Genomic DNA, 16788 nt, shown 5'->3' with positions numbered 1-16788 from the left:
CGTCACAAGGTCGGCGTGGGTACCTCCTCGCGCTCGTTCGCCGTCCGGCGCCGCACTCCGTGGGCGACGCCGGCGGTGGCGAGGGCGAGGGCCACCAGCAGCGCGCTGACCCACAGCGGCGCGCGGAAGCCGAGTCCGGCGCCGATCGCGACACCCCCGGCCCACGGCCCGATCGCGCCGCCCACGTTGAACGCGGCCGTGGCGAGCCCGCCGGCCAGGGTCGGCGCCGCGGTCGCCGCGTACAGCACCCGTGAGATCAGTGTGGCGCCGACGGCGAACGAAAGCGTCCCCTGGACGAAGACGAACGCGCCCGCCACCACCGGGTTGCCGGCCGTCAGCGCGAAGAGCGCCCAGCCGGCGAGCAGTGCCACGCCGCCGGCGACCAGCAGCGGGACGGGCCGTACGTCGGCGAGCCGGCCGCTGATGGTGACCCCGGCGAACGAACCCAGCCCGAAGAGCGCCAACAGGGCGGGCACCCAGGCGGATTCGAGTCCGGCCACCTCGGTCAGGAGCGGTGCGAGATAGGTGAACGTACAGAACGTCGCGCCGTTCACCAGGGCGCCCAGCAGGAGGATCACCAGCAACCGGGGCTCGCGCAGGGCGCGCAGCTCCCGGCGTGCGCTCGTCCGAGCGCCGCCGCCGCTCGGCACCGCCCGCAGGATCGCGACGACGGCGGGCAAGGACACGATCGCCACCGCCCAGAACGCCGCGCGCCAGCCCCACAGTTGACCGAGCAGCGCGCCGCCGGGCACGCCCGCGACGCAGGCGATGGTGACACCGCCGAGCAGCGCGGAGGTGGCGCGGCCCTTGGCGTTCGGCTCGACCATGCCGGTGGCGGTCACCAGCGCCACCGCGAGGAACCCGGCGTTGGCCAGGGCCCCGATGACCCGGGTGACCAGCAGGACCCCGTAACTGGTGGTGACGGCGCCGACGACATGGACGGCCAGGAACGTGAGCAGGAAGATCAGCAGCGCGTGCCGGCGCGACCAGCGCAGACTGAGCATCGCCATCAGCGGCGCGCCGATGACCATCCCCACGGCGAACGCGGAGGTGAGCGACCCCGCCGCCGGGATGGACACCCCCAGATCGTGTGCGATGTCCGGCCCGAGGCCGGACAGCATGAACTCGGACGTCCCCATGGCGAAGACCGCCAGTCCGAGGAGGTGAAGAGCGAATGGCATAACAGAACTCCGCAACCACACGGTGGATCGTGTGACCGAATGGATCGACAAGGCGGTCGGCGAAGACGCCGACAGGGCGGCGGTGGGTCGCGGGACGCGGTGACCACCGCGCGAAGGGCCCCCGGCGTCAGGGAGGTGACGCCCGGTCGGGGCCGAACACAGTCCGTACTACGGTGATCCGATGGCAGCGGGCAGCGGCCGAGAGCGCCAACGGCCCCTTGGGCCGCCGAGCTTGTCGGCACGACAACGCGAGCAGGCCACCGGACGACCGGTGGCTAGAGTCTTGACGCCTCGGGACTGGACATGGCGGCAGGCTAGCGGGGCCGGGCGCGCGATGTCGAACGCGTTGTCGCTCACGACACGCCCTACGGGACAGCCCTTAGGCTGGCGGACGTGACACGGACAACGGGGAGCGGGATGACGGGCAACAGCAGGCCGCTGGCCATATTCGACCTGGACGGCACGCTGGCGGAGACCGGACACCGTCAGCACTTCCTGGAGCGCAGGCCTCGCGACTGGAGCGGGTTCTTCGGCGCGGCCGGACAGGACACACCACTGTCCGACGGCGTACGCATGGTGGCGGCAGCCACCGAGGAGTGCGAGGTCATGTATCTCACCGGCCGTCCGGAGCGCTGTCGCGCGGACACGGTGGCGTGGCTGCGCGAGCACGGACTGCCCGAGGGGCGGATCTGGATGCGTGGGAACGACGACCGGCGGCCCGCGCGCACGACGAAACTGGAGATCCTGCGCAGGCTGGCCGGCCGCCGGGAGGTGCGGATGCTGGTGGACGACGACGAACTGGTCTGCGACGCGGCCGAACGGGCCGGCTTCAGGGTCGTACGGGCCCGCTGGGCGAGTACGTCACAGGCTCTGAAGGACGCGCAGGAGCGCGAGGGCCGCACCTGACGGTGGCCCGCCGCCGCTCAGCGGGCCGCTCAGCCGCCGCTCAGCCGGCGTCGTCGAGGCGGAAGCCGACCTTCAGTCCGACCTGGTAGTGCTCGATGTCGCCGTCGACGATACGGCCCCGTACCTCCGTCATCTCGAACCAGTCCAGACCCCGCAGCGTCTGGGACGCACGGGCGATGCCATTGCGGATGGCGTCGTCGATGCCCTCGTGCGAGGTGCCGACGATCTCGGTGACCCGGTAGATGTGATGGGACATGGGGCGCTCTCCTCTGACGCGTCACGGGTGTCGCGGTGTCACATCACCGTGCCCCACCATGCGGCAGGCCGCGAGACTTCCGGCGCCGGATGGCCCTCCGCCACCCCTTCCGTCTGCCTTCTGTTCGCTTCCGGGACTTGACCGACCGTTTGGTCCATACCAAAATCCCACACACCCGTGCGAACCCGTTCGCTCCCCCCACGTCGGGCCCTCTTCCTGCACCGTGCCCTCACGCCAGAAGGTTGACCTACGTGAAGAACCGCCCTCTCGCCTGTTCCGTGGCTCTTGTGGCCTCCGTCGCCCTCTGCGGCTGCGGAGTACTGCCCGGTGGGGACGACTCCGTGACGGTCACCGTCTGGCTGATGAAGGACAGTGTCTCGGACGACTTCCTCAAGCGCTTCGTGAGCGAATACGAGAAGGAACATCCGTCCGTTCAGCTCGACATCAAGATCCAGGAGTGGACCGGAATCGGCGAGAAGGTGATGACCGCGCTGGACGGCGAGGACGCGCCGGATGTGATCGAGGTCGGCAACACCCAGGTCGCCCAGTACGCGGAGAGCGGCAATCTGCGCGATCTCACCCTGGAGTCGGTACGGGATCTGGGCAGCGAGGACTGGCTGCCCGGTCTCGCCCAGCCGGGCAGTATCAACGGCGCGCAGTTCGGCATCCCCTGGTACGCGGCCAATCGCGTCGTGATCTACAACAAGGATCTGTTCGCGCTCGCCGGGATCGAGGAACCGCCCAAGACCCGAGAACAGTGGCTGGACGACACCGCTGAGCTGAACCGCGGCGGGAACCAGGGCATCTATCTCGCCGGACAGGACTGGTACACCCTGGCCGGGTTCATCTGGGACGAGGGCGGCGAGCTGGCCGTCGAGTCCGCCGGCGAGTGGCAGGGGGCGATCCACACGCCCGCCGCGCTGCGAGGCATGGACTTCTACAAGGACCTCCAGTCGCTGGGCAACGGACCGAAGAACTCCGACGAGGCCAAGCCCCCGCAGGCCGAGATCTTCGCCAAGGGCGATGTCGCGCAGATCATCTCCACCCCCAGCTCGGCACGGATCATCGAGGAGAAGAACCCCGAACTGAAGGGCAAGCTCGGCTTCTTCCCCATTCCGGGCAAGACCGCCGATGAGCCGGGGGCCGTCTTCACCGGTGGCTCCGATCTGATCGTGCCGAAGAACTCCAGCCATCACTCCGCCGCAGTCGAGGTGGTCAAGGCGCTGGCGGGCGAGGTCTGGCAGACGGATCTCGCCCGGACGATGAGCTACGTACCGAACAAGACGACCCTCGCCGGGGTCATCCGCGGCGACGCGAGCGCGGCCGCGATGGCCGAGGGCGCCGCACGGGGGCGGGCCACCCCGAACTCCCCGCAGTGGGCGAGCGTCGAGGCCGACAACCCGATCAAGCCGTATATGACGGCCGTCCTTGAGGGCGGGGACCCGGAGGAGTCGGCGAAGACGGCCTCGGAGATGATCAGCGCGGAGCTGCTCTCCGGCTGAGGACCGTTCCGGGTTTCCCGCGGTTACGCCCGGGTTCCCCGCGATCCGCTCATGATTTCCACCGATTCGTCCAGCTGCTCTTACGGTGCGTCGGGGGTCCCTCACGGGGCGGGCCGCGTTTCCCGGGGGCGTACCGGGCGCCGACCCCGGCACGGCGCGCTCCCGGCATTCAGCCGTCCCACATCCGTTCTCCTCCGAGTGGTCATGTCAAATCCAGTCGGCCACGGAAGAAACTAGGTGCCGGGCCCGTCGCGCGAGCGGCGGACCCCGGCGGCCTGCCTTCCCTACCGGCACAGGAGTCCACATGTCCGCCATCGCACCCGCTCCCCTCGTCGCCGCCGCGCCCGCCCCCGGGACGGCCACCGGCGCCGCGGAGCCGCGCTACATCGTGTCCCTCGCCCGTGACCAGGAGGACGTCCGGGCCGCGCAACGGCTACGCCACCTGGTCTTCGCCGGTGAGATGGGCGCCCGGCTCGACGGCCCGGAACCGGGACTGGACGTCGACGAATTCGACGCGTACTGCGACCACCTGCTGGTACGCGAGGAGAGCACCGGCGAGGTCGTCGGCACGTACCGGCTGCTGCCGCCCGAGCGCGCCAAAGCCGCCGGACGGATCTACTCCGACAGCGAGTTCGACCTCTCCCGGCTCGCCCCGATCCGTCACGATCTGGTAGAGGTCGGCCGCTCCTGCGTCCACCCCCTGCACCGCACCGGCGGTGTCATCGCCCTGATCTGGGCCGGGCTCGCCCGCTATATGACCGACACCGGCTACAACTGGCTGGCCGGCTGCTGCTCCGTCCCGCTCGCCGACGGTGGCGCGCTCGCCGCCTCGACCTGGAGCACCGTGAAGGAGAAGCACCTCGCGCCGGAGGAGTACTGGGTCACCCCGCACCGCCTCTGGACCCCGGACGCGTCCGCCGCCGCTGCCAAGCCCTCGGAGCTGCCGCCGCTGCTCCGCGGCTATCTGCGGCTCGGGGCCTGGGTGTGCGGCGCGCCCGCGCACGACCCGGAGTTCGGCGTCGCCGACCTGTACGTGCTGCTGTCGATGCGCCGCACCAACCCGCGCTACCTGCGGCACTTCCTCTCGCTCGCCCCCAGCGCATGAGCGCCTGGCTGCCGACAGCGCCCTGCACCCCGCGTGACTGCTCCACCCACCAGGGACCCTCGGTCGGAGTGCTGATCGGGTCCCTGCGGCTGCTCGCGGGGGTCGGTCTCGTCCTGGCGGGTGCGCTGGTGGCTCCCTTCCTCACTCTCCTGGGAGGGGCGGCACGGGACTGGCTCACCCGGCGCTGGGCGCGCATGGCCCTCCGGCTCTTCGGACTGCGCGTCCGCGTGGTGGGGGAGCCCCCGCCGGGGCGCGGCCCAGGGACGCTGGTCGTCGCCAACCATGTCTCCTGGCTGGACATACCGCTCCTCGCGGCGGTCTTCCCGGGACGGATGCTGGCCAAGAGCGAGATACGGAGCTGGCCTCTGCTGGGCGCGCTGGCCGCGCTGGGCGGGACCCTGTTCGTGGAGCGGGAGCGGCTGCGGGCGCTGCCCACGACCGTACGGACCCTGTCCACCGCGCTCACCGCCGGCTCGCGGGTGATCGTCTTCCCCGAGGCCTGCACCTGGTGCGGGCGCGAGCACGGCCGGTTCACCAGCGCGGTCTTCCAGGCGGCGCTGGACGCGAACGCCGCCGTCCGCCCGGTACGTATCACCTACCGCGCACCCGACGGGGAGCCGTCCGGCGCCCCGGCGTTCGTCGGGGACGACACCATCACCGCCTCGCTGTGGCGGGTCGTGACGGCCGGCGGGCTCACGGCGGAGATCACGGTCCTCCCACTGATCCCCGCCGGGCGCCACACCGACCGCCGCGAGCTGGCCCGGGACGCCCGGTCGGGCATCGCCGGCACGGTCAGGGACGACGGCGTCGCCCGGACCGCGGTCATGGCCGGTGTCCCTCACACAACGGTCGCGAGCGACAACGCGAACCGGCCCTCCTCATCCGTCCACCAGTGCGCCAGCTCCATTCCGGCCTCGGCGAGTTCGGTGCGGACCCGCTCCTGACGGAACTTCGCCGACACCTCCGTACGCACCTCCTCGCCGGCCGCGAAGTGCACCACCAGATCCAGCTCCGGGACCTTCGCCGTGAGGTCCCGGCGCGCTCGCAGCCGCATCTCGATCCACTCGTCCTGGGCGTCCCAGAGCGCCACATGGTCGAAGTCACGCGGATCGAAGTCGGCGCCCAGCTCCCGGTTGATGACGGTGAGGACGTTCTTGTTGAAGGCGGCCGTCACCCCGGCCGCGTCGTCGTACGCCCTGACCAGTACGGACTCGTCCTTGACCAGGTCCGTACCGAGCAGCAGCGCGTCGCCTGGCGCGAGCAGTCCCCGGACCGACGCCAGGAACGACGCGCGCTCCGCCGGCAGCAGATTGCCGATCGTGCCGCCGAGGAACGCGACCAGCCGGGGGCCCGGGGTGTCGGGCAGCGCCAGCCCCTCGGTGAAGTCGGCGATCAGCGCGTGCACCTGGAGCCCCGGGTGCTCGGCGAGCAGGGACCGCGCGGCCCCGGTCAGCGCGCTCTCGCTGACATCCACCGGCACATAGCTGTGCAGACCGGTGAGCGCGTCCAGCAGATGACGGGTCTTCTCGGACGATCCGGAGCCCAGCTCGACGAGGGTCCGCGCCCCCGTCGCCGCCGCGATCTCCGGCGCCCGGGCGAGCAGGATCTCCCGCTCGGCGCGGGTCGGGTAGTACTCGGGCAGCCTGGTGATCTCCTCGAACAGTTCGCTGCCCCGGGAGTCGTAGAACCACTTGGGAGGCAGCACCTTGGGGGTACGGGTCAGCCCCTGGAGCACATCGGCGCGCAGAGCGGCGTCCGTGGCGTCCTCGGGCAGGGTGCGGGTCAGCAGGAACGGGCTCACTCGGGTGGCTCCTTGAGAGGGGACAACTGCACGTCGTCGCGGGTCGCCACGAGCAGGGTGCGGTCGGGGACCTCGTGCCAGCGCGCGTCGTCGTCGTACGGCTCGGAGGCCACCACGGTCCGATGGCCCCCGGGGTCGGTGAGATACCAGAGGGTGTCCCCCCACGCGGTCGCGGCGATCCGCTCGCCGTCGGTGAGCAGCAGATTGAGCCGGGAGTCGGGCGCGGCGGCGGCGACATCGAGGACGGTGTCGCCGAGCGCCTGGCCCAGGGCCTGTGCGGCGGATCTTCCTGGATCAGCCCGCGGCGTCCGGTGCCGTGCATCGCACGGCGGAGGATCGCCCATGTACTGGACGTACTTGGGCGACTCCGACTCCGACAACGCGGCTAGGTGCGGTGCCGGGCGCCGCGGGCCCGCGAAGACCCGCTGCTCAGGCCCTGGTTCGTCACCGGCCCGCAGCCGGTGCAGCAGCAGCGCCCACACCAGGGCGGAATCATTGCGGGCCGCCAGGGTGAGCAGTTCCTCGGCGGGGAGGGACGCGGCCGCCGCCGCGAGACTGCCGGGCCAGCCGCCGACCGAGCCGTTGTGGCTGAACAGCCATGGTCCGTCGGCGAACGGCGCGGCGGCGGCCTCCCCGTCGGCGCCCGGCTCGGTCGCGTCACGTACCGCGGCGAGCAGGGCGCCGGTACGTATCACCCGCGCCAGATCGGTGAATCCGAGGTCGCTCCAGATGGGCCGCGCGCGCCGGTAGCGCGCGGGCAGCGGATCGCCGTCCGCGTACCACCCCACCCCGAAGCCATCCGCGTTGACCGTGCCGTTGCGCTGCCGGCGCGGCGCCCAGGACTGCCGGAACAGCGCGTGCGGCGGCGCGACCAGCACCTCACCGAGCGTCACCGGCGGCCCCAGCCGGGCGAGATGGCGGCACATCAGACATCCCTCGCGGTACGGAAGCCGGAGAAGATCTGGCGGCGCACCGGCAGATCCCAGTTGCGGAACGTGCCCCGGCAGGCCACCGCGTCCGCCCCGAACGATCCGCCCCGCAGCACCTTGTGGGCGCTGCCGAAGAACACCTCCGAGTACTCGCGGTACGGGAAGGCGGCGAACCCCGGATAGGGCAGGAAATCACTCGACGTCCACTCCCAGACGTCCCCGATCAACTGCCGTACGCCGAGTGGGGAGGCGCCCCGCGGATAGCTGCCCGCCGGGGCCGGCCGCAGATGGCGCTGGCCGAGATTGGCCCGCTCCGGGGTGGCCTCGTCGTCCCCCCACGGATACCGCAGCGACCGGCCGGAGAGCGGGTCGTGGCGGGCGGCCTTCTCCCACTCCTCCTCGCTCGGCAGCCGCCGCCCCGCCCAGCGGGCGTACGCGTCGGCCTCGTACCAGCTGACATGGAGCACCGGCTCGTCCGCGGGCACCGGCTCCACCACCCCGAACGCGCGGCGCAGCCACTGCCCGCCCTCGCGCCGCCAGAACTGCGGAGCGCCGATGCCGTGCGTACGGATCTGTTCCCAGCCGGCCGGCGCCCACCAGCGTCCGTCCGTATAGCCGCCGTCGTCGATGAAGTGCTGATAGGCACCGTTGGTCACCGGCACCGTGTCGATGAAGAAGGCGGGGACGAGCCGCTGATGCGCCGGGCGCTCGTTGTCCAGCGCCCAGGGCTCGGTGGAGGTGCCCATCGTGAAGGGCCCGGCGGGTACGAGCACTTCGGCGGGGAGTCCGGTGGTGTCCCCGGCGGGCGGCGGGGGCGCGGTCAGCGCGGCGGGGCCCTTCCGTAGCTGGTGGGTGATGAGCATCGTCTCGTCGTGCTGCTGCTCGTGCTGGGCGATCATCCCGAAGGCGAACCCGGCGGTCAGCAGCGGACCGCCGTGCAGCGGGGTGCGCTCGATGATGTCGAGCACCCTGCCGCGTACGTCGGAGGCGTAGGCGCGTGCCTCGGCGGGCGGCAGCAGCGGCAGCGTGGGCCGTGCCGACCGGGGATGCTCGAAGGCGTCGTAGACGGAGTCGATCTCCGGGCGGATGGCGTCGCGTCCCGCGACCGTCCGCACCAGCCACTGCTCTTCCTGGTTGCCGATATGCGCCAGATCCCAGACCAGCGGGGACATCAGCGGTGAGTGCTGCGCGGTCAGCTCGTGGTCGTCGACGCAGGAGGTCAGCAGAGCGGTACGGTCCCGGGCGGCCGTCAGGGCCTCGACGGCGCGCCGCCGAAGCCGCTCCGCGGGTATCTCGACGGCTTCCGCGCTTTCCGCGCCGTCCATGGTCTTCGCGGAGTCGGTCATGTCCTGGGGTCCTTCCCGTTCACAGAGACGCGCAGATCATCGGCGGGACATCGGCCGGGCACGACATAGCGGTCGTTGAAGGCCGCGACCCCGTCCTGTACGGCCCGCGTGGCACCGATGCGCGGGAGTGCTTCCTGGGCGACGGCGAAACAGACGATCGCCGCCGCGTGCAGCTCCGGGTCGCTCAGCGCGTGCCGCGCCGCGTTGGCCCAGAGGAGATTGCGGGGCGCGGGCAGCGAACCCGCGGTCTCCGCCAGCGGTTTGACGGTGCGATAGACGGTCTCCGACGCCTCCGGATCGTCGAACAGCGCGGTGGTGACGGCGAGCGGCACCATCCAGCCGTCCTCACCCGGCTGGGCGTCGATCATCCGCAACTCCAGATGACCACGCGGCCGGACGGGCGGAAAGAGCGTCGTCAGGTGGTAGTCGAGATCCGCGCGCACCGGCGGACGCGGTACTCCCGACCGCATCCACTCGCGAAACGTCAGCCCGTCGGGTACCGGCCAGGGCCCCTTCTCCGCCCGGATGCACATCACCGGTGCGTCCAGGGCATGCGCGGCCCAGGCGGTACGCGGCTCGTACCGCGCCGAGGGCGCGGCCGTACGGGCCGGGTCCAGTTGTGCCCACATCGCCTGCCGGGTGGAGCGCCAGCCGGTCGGTCTGCGTTCGCTCATGGGGGAGTTGGCGAAGGCGGCGACCAGCACCGCGCCCAGCAGATGGGCGAGTTGCCAGCGCCGGCCGTAACCGAGCGGCCCCGGCTCCTCGTGGCCCGCGTCCAGACACACCTGGATGGAGGCCGTCGTCCGCATCATGGCGCGTCCGGCCGGACCGATCCGGTCGAGATAGGTCTCCATCGCGTCGTAGCGCGGCTCACGCAGCAGGCGATGCGGGGAGTGCCAGGGGTCCTGTCCGAGACCCGCGAGCGCGAGTCCCGCCGTACGCAGCGCCGGGCGTACGGTGTCCAGATCCGCGGCGGTGGTGGTGATGCACTCCATCAGTGACGCGGCGGGCGGGGAGCTGAGCTCCAGCTGGCCGCCGGGTTCGAAGGTGAGTGCCGATGCGAGACGCAGGGTCCGAAGCCCTTCGTACGCCTCTCTGAGGCGGTGGGCCGGGACCGCTCTTTCCGGGGAGCGCAGGTCGTGCACGAGCCATTCCAGTTCCACACCTACGGTGCGGGGCGGGCCCGTCTTGAAACAGATACCGCGTAGTAGATCCTCGGCGTCGTCCTCGCCGAGTGGTGTTCCCTCATCGGTGAAACCGTCGGATGGCATGGCCGGATCCTCCTGTCGAAGACCGTGACCGGACTCCGCTCCCGGGTCGGGGGCGAAGCGCTTCGTCCAACCTAAAGCCACTCTCGCCGCTTCGCACAAGAGTGCCCCCGAGGTCATCGTTTCGTCAGAAATCCGATTGCCCCGAACGGGGTCGTCCACGCAGGATTTCCGTATGAGCGCACGGCTGCGGGGGATCGCGAAAGAAACAGAAGAGATCGTCCGAACGGGCGGCTACCGTACGGAAGACGGCCGTGACGTGCGGATTCGTAAGGCCGTGGACGCGGCGGTCGCCGGGACCCGGATGTACGGGCCCGAGCCGGTTCCGCTCGCGTCGGCCACGGACAGGGGGACGGCGCCCGCGCGGGACCGGGCGACGGGCACTGCTCCGGACGGGGGCGGGGCCACCGGCCCGGCGGCCCGCGTACCGGTCATCGAGGTCACCGGCGAGAGCAGCCTGGAGGCGGCACGGCGGCTGACGGAGGCGGGTTCCGGACCGGTCGCCGTCCTCAACTTCTCCTCCGCGCGCAACCCGGGCGGCGGGTATCTCAACGGCGCGCAGGCCCAGGAAGAAGCCCTGTGCCGGGCCTCCGCGCTGTATACGACGCTACTGAGCGTGCCCGAGTTCTACGCCCACCACCGAGCGGACCGCAGCCCCTTCTACACGGACCGGGTGATCCACTCACCCGGTGTGCCCGTTTTCCGCGACGACCGGGGCCGGCTGCTCGACACGCCGTACCGGGTCGGGTTCCTCACCTCGCCCGCGCCGAACGCGGGCGTGATCGCCCGGAACGCCCCCGCCGAGGTCCACCGCGTTCCGGCCGCGCTCGCCCGCCGCGCCGAACGGGTGCTGGAGACGGCGGCGGAGCGCGGCTACCGGCGGCTGGTGCTGGGCGCCTGGGGCTGCGGGGTCTTCCGCAACGACCCCGATCAGGTCGCGCGGGTGTTCCGGGCGCTGCTCACCGGCGGCGGCCGGTTCACGGACCACTTCGACGAGACGGTCTTCGCGGTGCTCGACCGGACTCCGAACGGGACCACGGTGGGGGCGTTCCGGCGGGTGTTCGCGGACCGCACGGCCGCGGACACAGGCGCGGCGACGGTGCCCCTCAGCGCCAGCCGTACAGCTCCCTGAGCCGGTTGACGACCAGATTGAAGCGCCCGCGGTCCAGCGCGCAGGCCTCGCGCCGCATGCCCTTCTCGTGGACGCGCAGCACGCGGTCCACATTCACCCAGGACTCACGGCCCGCGCGGTCCCACGGTCCGACCCCGATCGGCACCCATTCGCGGTCCCGGTTGTGACGCTTGCTGGAGAGCTGCACGGCGAGCAGCGTGCCGGCCGCCTCCCGGGCGACCACCAGCACCGGACGGTCCTTGCCGCGCCCGTCGTTCTCCTCGAAGGGCACCCAGGTCCAGACGATCTCGCCGGGGTCGGGATCACCGTCGTGCTCCGGCGCGTACGAGGTGCGGACCCGGCCCACGTCCCGGGGCCGGGCCTCGGTCGTGGCGGCCGGGCCACCACGGCCCGGGGAGTCGAAGTCGCCGCTGTCACGGGTACGGTCGCCGCTGCCGGCGTCGGAGAAGGACATCATCCGGATGACGTTAGATCGTCCGCCGCGTACGCCGCGGCGCGGGTCCCTCCCCGGGCTGGGCAAGGACCCGCCCGGACCGGCGGTTCCGGGTCAGATCCAGCCGTCCAGGGAGGCCATGAACCCGTCGAAGTCGTCGCGGTGGATGGTGTGCCCGGCGCCCTCCACCGTACGGACATGAAAGCCGCGCCGCTCCAACTCCGCCGCGTTCGCCGGGGAGATCATGACGCTCGGACCGGCGAGCTGGACGAGCGAGGGGACGAAGGGCGCGGCCGGCAGCAGATCGGCGCCGAACGCCGGGGCGAGACCGAACGCGGTGTTCTCGTCCCAGACCGCGAGGGTCTCCAGCTCCAGGTCTATGTCCTCGGTCTCCCACCGGGGGTTCAGTGCCGTGATCTCCTCCCGTGACAGTGTCTTGGCGCGGGCCAGCGCCCGTGGCCCGGCCAACTCCTCCTCAAGGCGCGGCAGACACCAGGCCGGGTCGGAGTAGACGGCGCGCCCCGGGGCCAGCCGTTCCACGGCGAGCGAGAGCGCGAGCCCGCCGAGGGAGTGGCCGATCGCCACCTCCGCTCCGGTCGGCAGCGTCTCCACAAGGTCGTCGGCGAACCGCTCCATGCCGTAGTCACCGCGGCCGGTGGCACCATGGCCGCGCAGATCGACGGCGATCACACGCAGGCCGCGAGCCGCGAGGGCGGGGCCGACGCGGCGCCAGGTGCGGTGGTCGGCCATGATGCCGTGGATCAGGAGCGCGACGCGGTCGCCCTCGCCCCAGGTGTGGGTGTGGAGTCGCACAGTGCATGCCTTCCGGGATCGCTCGGTCGTGCCGGTTCGCTCTTGGGTGTGGCCGTGCTGGTCGGGCCGTCCGCCGGACCCGCGCGGACCGGTCAGGAAAGATACCGGCTGCCATGGCCCAGTCAACCGAGCGGCCCGTCGGCCGGGAGGCGGCGACATGCGTCGCCGTGCCGGGGTGGCTAGCGTCGGAGGTATGAAGACCGTTCCGCCGCGCTTCGAGATCCTGCTGGTAGCCGAGTTCACGGAGGGCGACGAAGGGCCGCCCACCGCGGCGAACGCCCTGCGCTCGGCGCTCGTCGAGGCGACGGGCGAAACGGGGGCCTCCGGCTATCCGCGGTACGCGGGCAACGGCATGGAGGCCGATATCGACCCCGAGACCCGCACGGTCGAAGCGCTGCTGATCGACGGCTACGAAGTGGACTACGGCCTGTCGGTCCGCGTGGTCGACGCTCCGGCCGGCTGAGGCCCCGCGGCCCACAACTCCTGGTCGACCAGCGCGTGGCCATACGCCGCCACCTCGAACGGTGCCGACCGTTGACAGCGATCGTCTGTGCGCAGAGACTCTGGCCAGACCATTGTGAACCATCGTTCACCAGGCGAACACCCTGATGGGCGGGGGCGACAGGGGGAGCAATCGCCCCCGCCGTCACCACGGTCAGGCCCTGGGAGAGAAGCCGGAGATCCGATGACCATCCGCGACGTCTATGTCGTCGACGCCGTCCGTACTCCGATCGGCAGGTTCGGGGGTGCCCTCTCCTCGGTACGTCCCGACGATCTCGCCGCCCACGTGCTGAAAGCCCTGGTGGACCGTTCGCCGGCGCTCGACCCCGGCAGGATCGACGACGTCGTGTTCGGGGACGCCAACGGCGCGGGCGAGGACAACCGCGATGTGGCGCGCATGGCCGTGCTGCTCGCCGGACTGCCGGTGTCCGTCCCGGGGGTGACCGTCAACCGGCTCTGCGGCTCCGGCCTCGAAGCGGTCATCCAGGCCGCCCGCGCGATCGCCCTCGGTGACGCGTCCGTCGCCGTGGCGGGCGGGGTCGAGTCGATGTCCCGCGCGCCCTGGGTCCTCCAGAAGCCGGAGCGGGCCTTCCCCGCCGGCCATCAGCAGCTGCACTCGACCACCCTGGGCTGGCGCATGACCAACCCCGCGATGCCCGCGCAGTGGACGGTTCCGCTCGGCGAGGGCGCCGAACTGATCGCGGACAAGCACACGATCACCCGGGAGCAGCAGGACGCGTTCGCCCTCGCCAGCCACCGCAAGGCCGCCGACGCCTGGGCCAAGGGTCTCTACGACGGCGAGGTCGTCCCGTACGACGGGGTGGACCTGGTCCGTGACGAATGCATTCGGGACAACACCTCCATGGAGGCGCTCGCCAAGCTGAAGCCGTCCTTCCGTACGGACGGGACCGGGACCGTGACGGCGGGTAACGCCTCGCCGCTCAACGACGGCGCCGCCGCGCTGCTCCTCGTCGACGAGACCGGGCTGCGGGAGACGGGCCGTGAACCGCTCGCCCGGATCCGGGCCTCGGCGGTCACCGGCGTCGAGCCGCAGCTCTTCGGCCTCGGCCCGGTCGAGGCGGTCCAGCGGGCGCTGGCCAAGGCGGGCCGTACGCTCGGCGAGCTGACCACGTTCGAACTCAACGAGGCCTTCGCCGCCCAGTCGTTGGGCTGCCTCGCCGAATGGCCAGGACTCGATCCGGCCGTGGTCAACCCGCGGGGCGGGGCGATCGCCATCGGCCATCCGCTGGGTGCCTCCGGCGCCCGGCTGGCCGGATCCGTCGCCCACCAGCTCGCCGCGGCGGGTTCGGGCACGGGCCTCGCGGCGCTCTGTATCGGTGTGGGGCAGGGGCTCGCGCTCGTTCTGGAGCGCTGAGCGCTGAGTGCGGAGCGCCGAGCGTCGAGCGCCGAGTGCTGACGGGGGCGCGGTGTGCGCGTACCCGCGTGCGTACCCACCGTCGGGATCACCGGCACGGAACCGGCCGAACTGCCCGAACTGGCCATGCGTCGCGAGGGACTTGCCCGGAAGCAGACCGATCGACCGACTGACCGACCGACTGACCCACCGACTGACCCACCGACCGAGTGGAGAGCCTTCATGTCCTTGCTCGACCCCAAGACGTGGCAGCCCGTCGGACTCTCGGGCGGTGAGTCGGCCGTGGTCGAACCCGCGACCGGCGACACGCTGGCGACGGTCGCGTTAGCCTCGCCGGAGGACGTCACGGCCGCCTCGCGAGCGGCGCGGGACGCGCGGGAGGCATGGTCGGACACGCCGTATCACGTCCGGGCCGGTGTACTGCGCCGCGCCGGTGACCTGTTCACCGAGCACGCCGCCGAACTGCGCGACTGGCTGGTACGCGAGTCGGGCTCGGTCCCGGGCAAGGCGGACTTCGAACTGCGTGTCGCCGCCCAGGAGTGTTACGAGGCCGCGGCGCTCGCCTCCCGGCCCACCGGCCAACTGCTGCCCAGCGAGGAGCCCCGGCTCTCCTACACCCGGCGGGTCCCCGCGGGGGTGGTGGGGGTCATCGCGCCGTTCAACGCCCCGCTGATCCTCTCCATACGGTCCGTCGCACCGGCCCTGGCGCTGGGCAACGCGGTGCTGCTCAAGCCCGATCCGCGTACCGCCGTCTGCGGTGGCCTCTCGCTCGCCGCGGTCCTCGCCGAGGCGGGTCTGCCGGAGGGGCTGCTGCACATCCTGCCCGCGGGCGCGGAGACCGGACGGGCGCTGGTCACCGACGAGCGGGTACGGGTGATCTCCTTCACCGGCTCCACGGCCGCCGGGCGCGCGGTCGGGGAGGCCGCGGGCCGTCATCTCAAGCGCGCCCATCTGGAACTGGGCGGCAACTCCGCGCTCGTCGTGCTGGCGGACGCGGATGTCGAGGCGGCGGTGGCACAGGCGGTATGGGGATCGTTCTTCCACCAGGGCCAGATCTGTATGACCACCGGGCGGCATCTCGTCCACGCCTCGTTGTACGAGGAGTACGTCGAACGGCTCGCCGCCAAGGCCCAGTCACTGACCGTCGGCGACCCGTACCGCGAGCCGGTCCATCTCGGTCCGGTCATCGACGCGGGCCAACTGGCCAGGATCGACAGGCTGGTGGAGGCGAGCGCGGCGGCCGGCGCCAGGGTCGCCGCCGGCGGCACCCACCAGGGTCTCTTCTACCGCCCGACCGTGCTCGCGGAGGCCGACGACCACACGCCCGCCTATACGGAGGAGGTCTTCGGGCCGGTGGCGCCCGTCCGGTCCTTCGCGACCCTCGACGAGGCGGCCGCGCTGGCGGCGGCCGGCCCGTACGGACTCTCCCTGGGCATTGTCACCCGCGACACGGCCCTCGGTCTGGAGCTCGCGGACCGTATCCCCACGGGTATCGCGCACATCAACGACCAGACGGTCAATGACGAGGCGGTCGCACCCTTCGGGGGCACCGCCGCGTCGGGCACGGGCGCGCGATTCGGCGGTGAGGCCAATCTGGACGCGTTCACCGAGCTGCGCTGGACGACCGTACGGCGCGAGCCGGCGGGGCATCCGTTCTAGACCCGGTTGCCGGGTTGTCGGGTTGCCGGTCGCCGGTTGCCCGTCGCCGGGCGCCGTCGGTCACCGGGCGCCTCCGGTCACTGCGCGGCTTCGCCGTTCTTGGCCCTCGCCTCGGCCTCGGCCACCGACTTGCGCACCTCGTCCATGTCCAGCGCGCGGGCCTGTCCGATCACATCCTCCAGGGCCGTCTCGGGCAGCGCGCCGGGCTGGGCGAACACCGCGACATTGTCCCGGACGATCATCAGCGTCGGGATCGAGCGGATCTCGAACGCGGCGGCCAGCTCCTGCTGAGCCTCCGTGTCGACCTTGGCGAAGACCAGGTCCTCGTGGCGCTCCGAGGCCTTCTCGTAGACCGGGGCGAACTGGCGGCACGGACCGCACCAGGAAGCCCAGAAGTCGATCAGGATGAAGTCGTTCTCCGACACCGTCCGGTCGAAGTTCTCCTTGGTGAGTTCCACAGTGGCCATTGCCTGATACCTCTTCCTGACTCTCCGGGTTACGGCGCCTGCGACAACCGTGTGGGTCACCGCCGTATTCCTGGCTGCTGCCCGAAGATCGTGTGGCCATGCGACCCGCCGCGC

At 71.7% G+C, this 16788-nt stretch carries 17 protein-coding genes; 8 read left to right on the top strand and 9 right to left on the bottom strand.

Features of this window, described 5'->3' with window-relative positions; genetic code table 11:
* Positions 1 to 2: 2 nt before the first annotated feature.
* Entirely contained in the window at positions 3 to 1181 is a 1179-nt protein-coding gene (locus ABTZ59_RS16280; RefSeq protein WP_351396927.1) for a Cmx/CmrA family chloramphenicol efflux MFS transporter, read from the bottom strand.
* Between the two features lie 417 nt (positions 1182 to 1598).
* Here ABTZ59_RS16280 and ABTZ59_RS16275 point away from each other — a divergent pair, with 417 nt between their 5' ends.
* On the top strand, positions 1599 to 2087 hold the full coding sequence (locus ABTZ59_RS16275) for a phosphatase domain-containing protein (RefSeq protein WP_351397104.1): 489 nt from the start codon (positions 1599 to 1601) through the stop codon (positions 2085 to 2087).
* 40 nt (positions 2088 to 2127) lie between these two features.
* Here the strand turns inward: ABTZ59_RS16275 and ABTZ59_RS16270 are convergent, their stop codons facing one another.
* A complete protein-coding gene (locus ABTZ59_RS16270) occupies positions 2128 to 2343 on the bottom strand; it encodes a dodecin (protein ID WP_351396924.1) in 216 nt (71 codons plus the stop codon).
* A gap of 251 nt (positions 2344 to 2594) precedes the next feature.
* On the opposite strand from ABTZ59_RS16270, the gene ABTZ59_RS16265 reads away from it, so the two are divergent.
* The 3 genes from ABTZ59_RS16265 (at position 2595) to ABTZ59_RS16255 (ending at position 5894) form a co-directional block, all read left to right on the top strand.
* Positions 2595 to 3845 (top strand): extracellular solute-binding protein, encoded by a 1251-nt coding sequence (locus tag ABTZ59_RS16265; RefSeq protein ID WP_351396920.1) that lies wholly within the window; start codon positions 2595 to 2597, stop codon positions 3843 to 3845.
* A gap of 304 nt (positions 3846 to 4149) precedes the next feature.
* Positions 4150 to 4950, top strand: a complete 801-nt coding sequence (locus ABTZ59_RS16260; protein ID WP_351396919.1) for a GNAT family N-acetyltransferase — start codon at positions 4150 to 4152, stop codon at positions 4948 to 4950.
* Entirely contained in the window at positions 4947 to 5894 is a 948-nt protein-coding gene (locus tag ABTZ59_RS16255) for a lysophospholipid acyltransferase family protein (RefSeq protein WP_351396917.1), read from the top strand. The genes ABTZ59_RS16260 and ABTZ59_RS16255 overlap by 4 nt, the downstream gene beginning before the upstream one ends.
* Here the strand turns inward: ABTZ59_RS16255 and egtD are convergent.
* From egtD to egtA, 4 genes are read right to left on the bottom strand one after another with little or no spacing between them, the layout of a single operon-like run.
* A complete protein-coding gene (gene egtD, locus ABTZ59_RS16250) occupies positions 5789 to 6751 on the bottom strand; it encodes an L-histidine N(alpha)-methyltransferase (RefSeq protein ID WP_351396914.1) in 963 nt (320 codons plus the stop codon). The two genes, ABTZ59_RS16255 and egtD, sit on opposite strands and share 106 nt — an antisense overlap.
* Positions 6748 to 7677: a class II glutamine amidotransferase domain-containing protein gene (locus tag ABTZ59_RS16245; protein ID WP_351396911.1), complete on the bottom strand. Its 930-nt coding sequence runs from the start codon at positions 7675 to 7677 to the stop codon at positions 6748 to 6750. The genes egtD and ABTZ59_RS16245 overlap by 4 nt, the downstream gene beginning before the upstream one ends.
* Positions 7677 to 9005 carry an ergothioneine biosynthesis protein EgtB gene (egtB, locus tag ABTZ59_RS16240; protein ID WP_351397101.1) on the bottom strand — a complete coding sequence of 443 codons (1329 nt, stop codon included), beginning with the start codon at positions 9003 to 9005 and terminating at the stop codon, positions 7677 to 7679. The genes ABTZ59_RS16245 and egtB overlap by 1 nt, the downstream gene beginning before the upstream one ends.
* A gap of 17 nt (positions 9006 to 9022) precedes the next feature.
* Positions 9023 to 10297, bottom strand: coding sequence for an ergothioneine biosynthesis glutamate--cysteine ligase EgtA (gene egtA, locus ABTZ59_RS16235; protein ID WP_351396908.1), 1275 nt, complete (start codon positions 10295 to 10297; stop codon positions 9023 to 9025).
* A 172-nt stretch (positions 10298 to 10469) separates the two neighbouring features.
* Here egtA and ABTZ59_RS16230 point away from each other — a divergent pair, with 172 nt between their 5' ends.
* Complete coding sequence (locus ABTZ59_RS16230; protein WP_351396905.1) at positions 10470 to 11426, top strand: TIGR02452 family protein; 957 nt, start codon at positions 10470 to 10472, stop codon at positions 11424 to 11426.
* On the opposite strand, the gene ABTZ59_RS16225 is transcribed toward ABTZ59_RS16230, so the two are convergent.
* Complete coding sequence (locus ABTZ59_RS16225; RefSeq protein WP_351397098.1) at positions 11401 to 11880, bottom strand: type II toxin-antitoxin system PemK/MazF family toxin; 480 nt, start codon at positions 11878 to 11880, stop codon at positions 11401 to 11403. The two genes, ABTZ59_RS16230 and ABTZ59_RS16225, sit on opposite strands and share 26 nt — an antisense overlap.
* Positions 11881 to 11973: 93 nt before the next feature.
* On the bottom strand, positions 11974 to 12672 hold the full coding sequence (locus ABTZ59_RS16220) for an alpha/beta fold hydrolase (RefSeq protein ID WP_351396902.1): 699 nt from the start codon (positions 12670 to 12672) through the stop codon (positions 11974 to 11976).
* Positions 12673 to 12865: 193 nt separating this feature from the next.
* Between ABTZ59_RS16220 and ABTZ59_RS16215 the strand changes: the two genes are divergently transcribed.
* The 3 genes from ABTZ59_RS16215 (at position 12866) to ABTZ59_RS16205 (ending at position 16207) form a co-directional block, all read left to right on the top strand.
* Positions 12866 to 13135 (top strand): hypothetical protein, encoded by a 270-nt coding sequence (locus ABTZ59_RS16215; protein WP_351396899.1) that lies wholly within the window; start codon positions 12866 to 12868, stop codon positions 13133 to 13135.
* A 222-nt stretch (positions 13136 to 13357) separates the two neighbouring features.
* Entirely contained in the window at positions 13358 to 14548 is a 1191-nt protein-coding gene (locus ABTZ59_RS16210; RefSeq protein WP_351396896.1) for a thiolase family protein, read from the top strand.
* 222 nt (positions 14549 to 14770) lie between these two features.
* On the top strand, positions 14771 to 16207 hold the full coding sequence (locus ABTZ59_RS16205) for an aldehyde dehydrogenase family protein (protein WP_351396893.1): 1437 nt from the start codon (positions 14771 to 14773) through the stop codon (positions 16205 to 16207).
* A gap of 77 nt (positions 16208 to 16284) precedes the next feature.
* Here ABTZ59_RS16205 and trxA read toward each other — a convergent pair whose 3' ends face one another.
* A complete protein-coding gene (trxA, locus tag ABTZ59_RS16200; protein WP_351396890.1) occupies positions 16285 to 16674 on the bottom strand; it encodes a thioredoxin in 390 nt (129 codons plus the stop codon).
* Positions 16675 to 16788 lie beyond the last annotated feature (114 nt).

Origin of the sequence: Streptomyces sp. NPDC094034 (assembly GCF_040303865.1) — a bacterium.
In the GTDB taxonomy this organism is placed as follows: Bacteria; Actinomycetota; Actinomycetes; order Streptomycetales; family Streptomycetaceae; genus Streptomyces.
This window is presented reverse-complemented; position numbering and strand designations above follow the sequence as displayed.

Bases quoted from the DNA above. Each gene is read 5' to 3' on its own strand.
- ABTZ59_RS16280 (WP_351396927.1), bottom strand. From the start codon at position 1,181: ATGCCATTCGCTCTTCACCTCCTCGGACTGGCGGTCTTCGCCATGGGG.
- ABTZ59_RS16275 (WP_351397104.1), top strand. From the start codon at position 1,599: ATGACGGGCAACAGCAGGCCGCTGGCCATATTCGACCTGGACGGCACG.
- ABTZ59_RS16270 (WP_351396924.1), bottom strand. From the start codon at position 2,343: ATGTCCCATCACATCTACCGGGTCACCGAGATCGTCGGCACCTCGCAC.
- ABTZ59_RS16260 (WP_351396919.1), top strand. From the start codon at position 4,150: ATGTCCGCCATCGCACCCGCTCCCCTCGTCGCCGCCGCGCCCGCCCCC.
- ABTZ59_RS16255 (WP_351396917.1), top strand. From the start codon at position 4,947: ATGAGCGCCTGGCTGCCGACAGCGCCCTGCACCCCGCGTGACTGCTCC.
- ABTZ59_RS16245 (WP_351396911.1), bottom strand. From the start codon at position 7,677: ATGTGCCGCCATCTCGCCCGGCTGGGGCCGCCGGTGACGCTCGGTGAG.
- egtB (WP_351397101.1), bottom strand. From the start codon at position 9,005: ATGGACGGCGCGGAAAGCGCGGAAGCCGTCGAGATACCCGCGGAGCGG.
- egtA (WP_351396908.1), bottom strand. From the start codon at position 10,297: ATGCCATCCGACGGTTTCACCGATGAGGGAACACCACTCGGCGAGGAC.
- ABTZ59_RS16230 (WP_351396905.1), top strand. From the start codon at position 10,470: ATGAGCGCACGGCTGCGGGGGATCGCGAAAGAAACAGAAGAGATCGTC.
- ABTZ59_RS16225 (WP_351397098.1), bottom strand. From the start codon at position 11,880: ATGTCCTTCTCCGACGCCGGCAGCGGCGACCGTACCCGTGACAGCGGC.
- ABTZ59_RS16215 (WP_351396899.1), top strand. From the start codon at position 12,866: ATGAAGACCGTTCCGCCGCGCTTCGAGATCCTGCTGGTAGCCGAGTTC.
- ABTZ59_RS16210 (WP_351396896.1), top strand. From the start codon at position 13,358: ATGACCATCCGCGACGTCTATGTCGTCGACGCCGTCCGTACTCCGATC.
- ABTZ59_RS16205 (WP_351396893.1), top strand. From the start codon at position 14,771: ATGTCCTTGCTCGACCCCAAGACGTGGCAGCCCGTCGGACTCTCGGGC.
- trxA (WP_351396890.1), bottom strand. From the start codon at position 16,674: ATGGCCACTGTGGAACTCACCAAGGAGAACTTCGACCGGACGGTGTCG.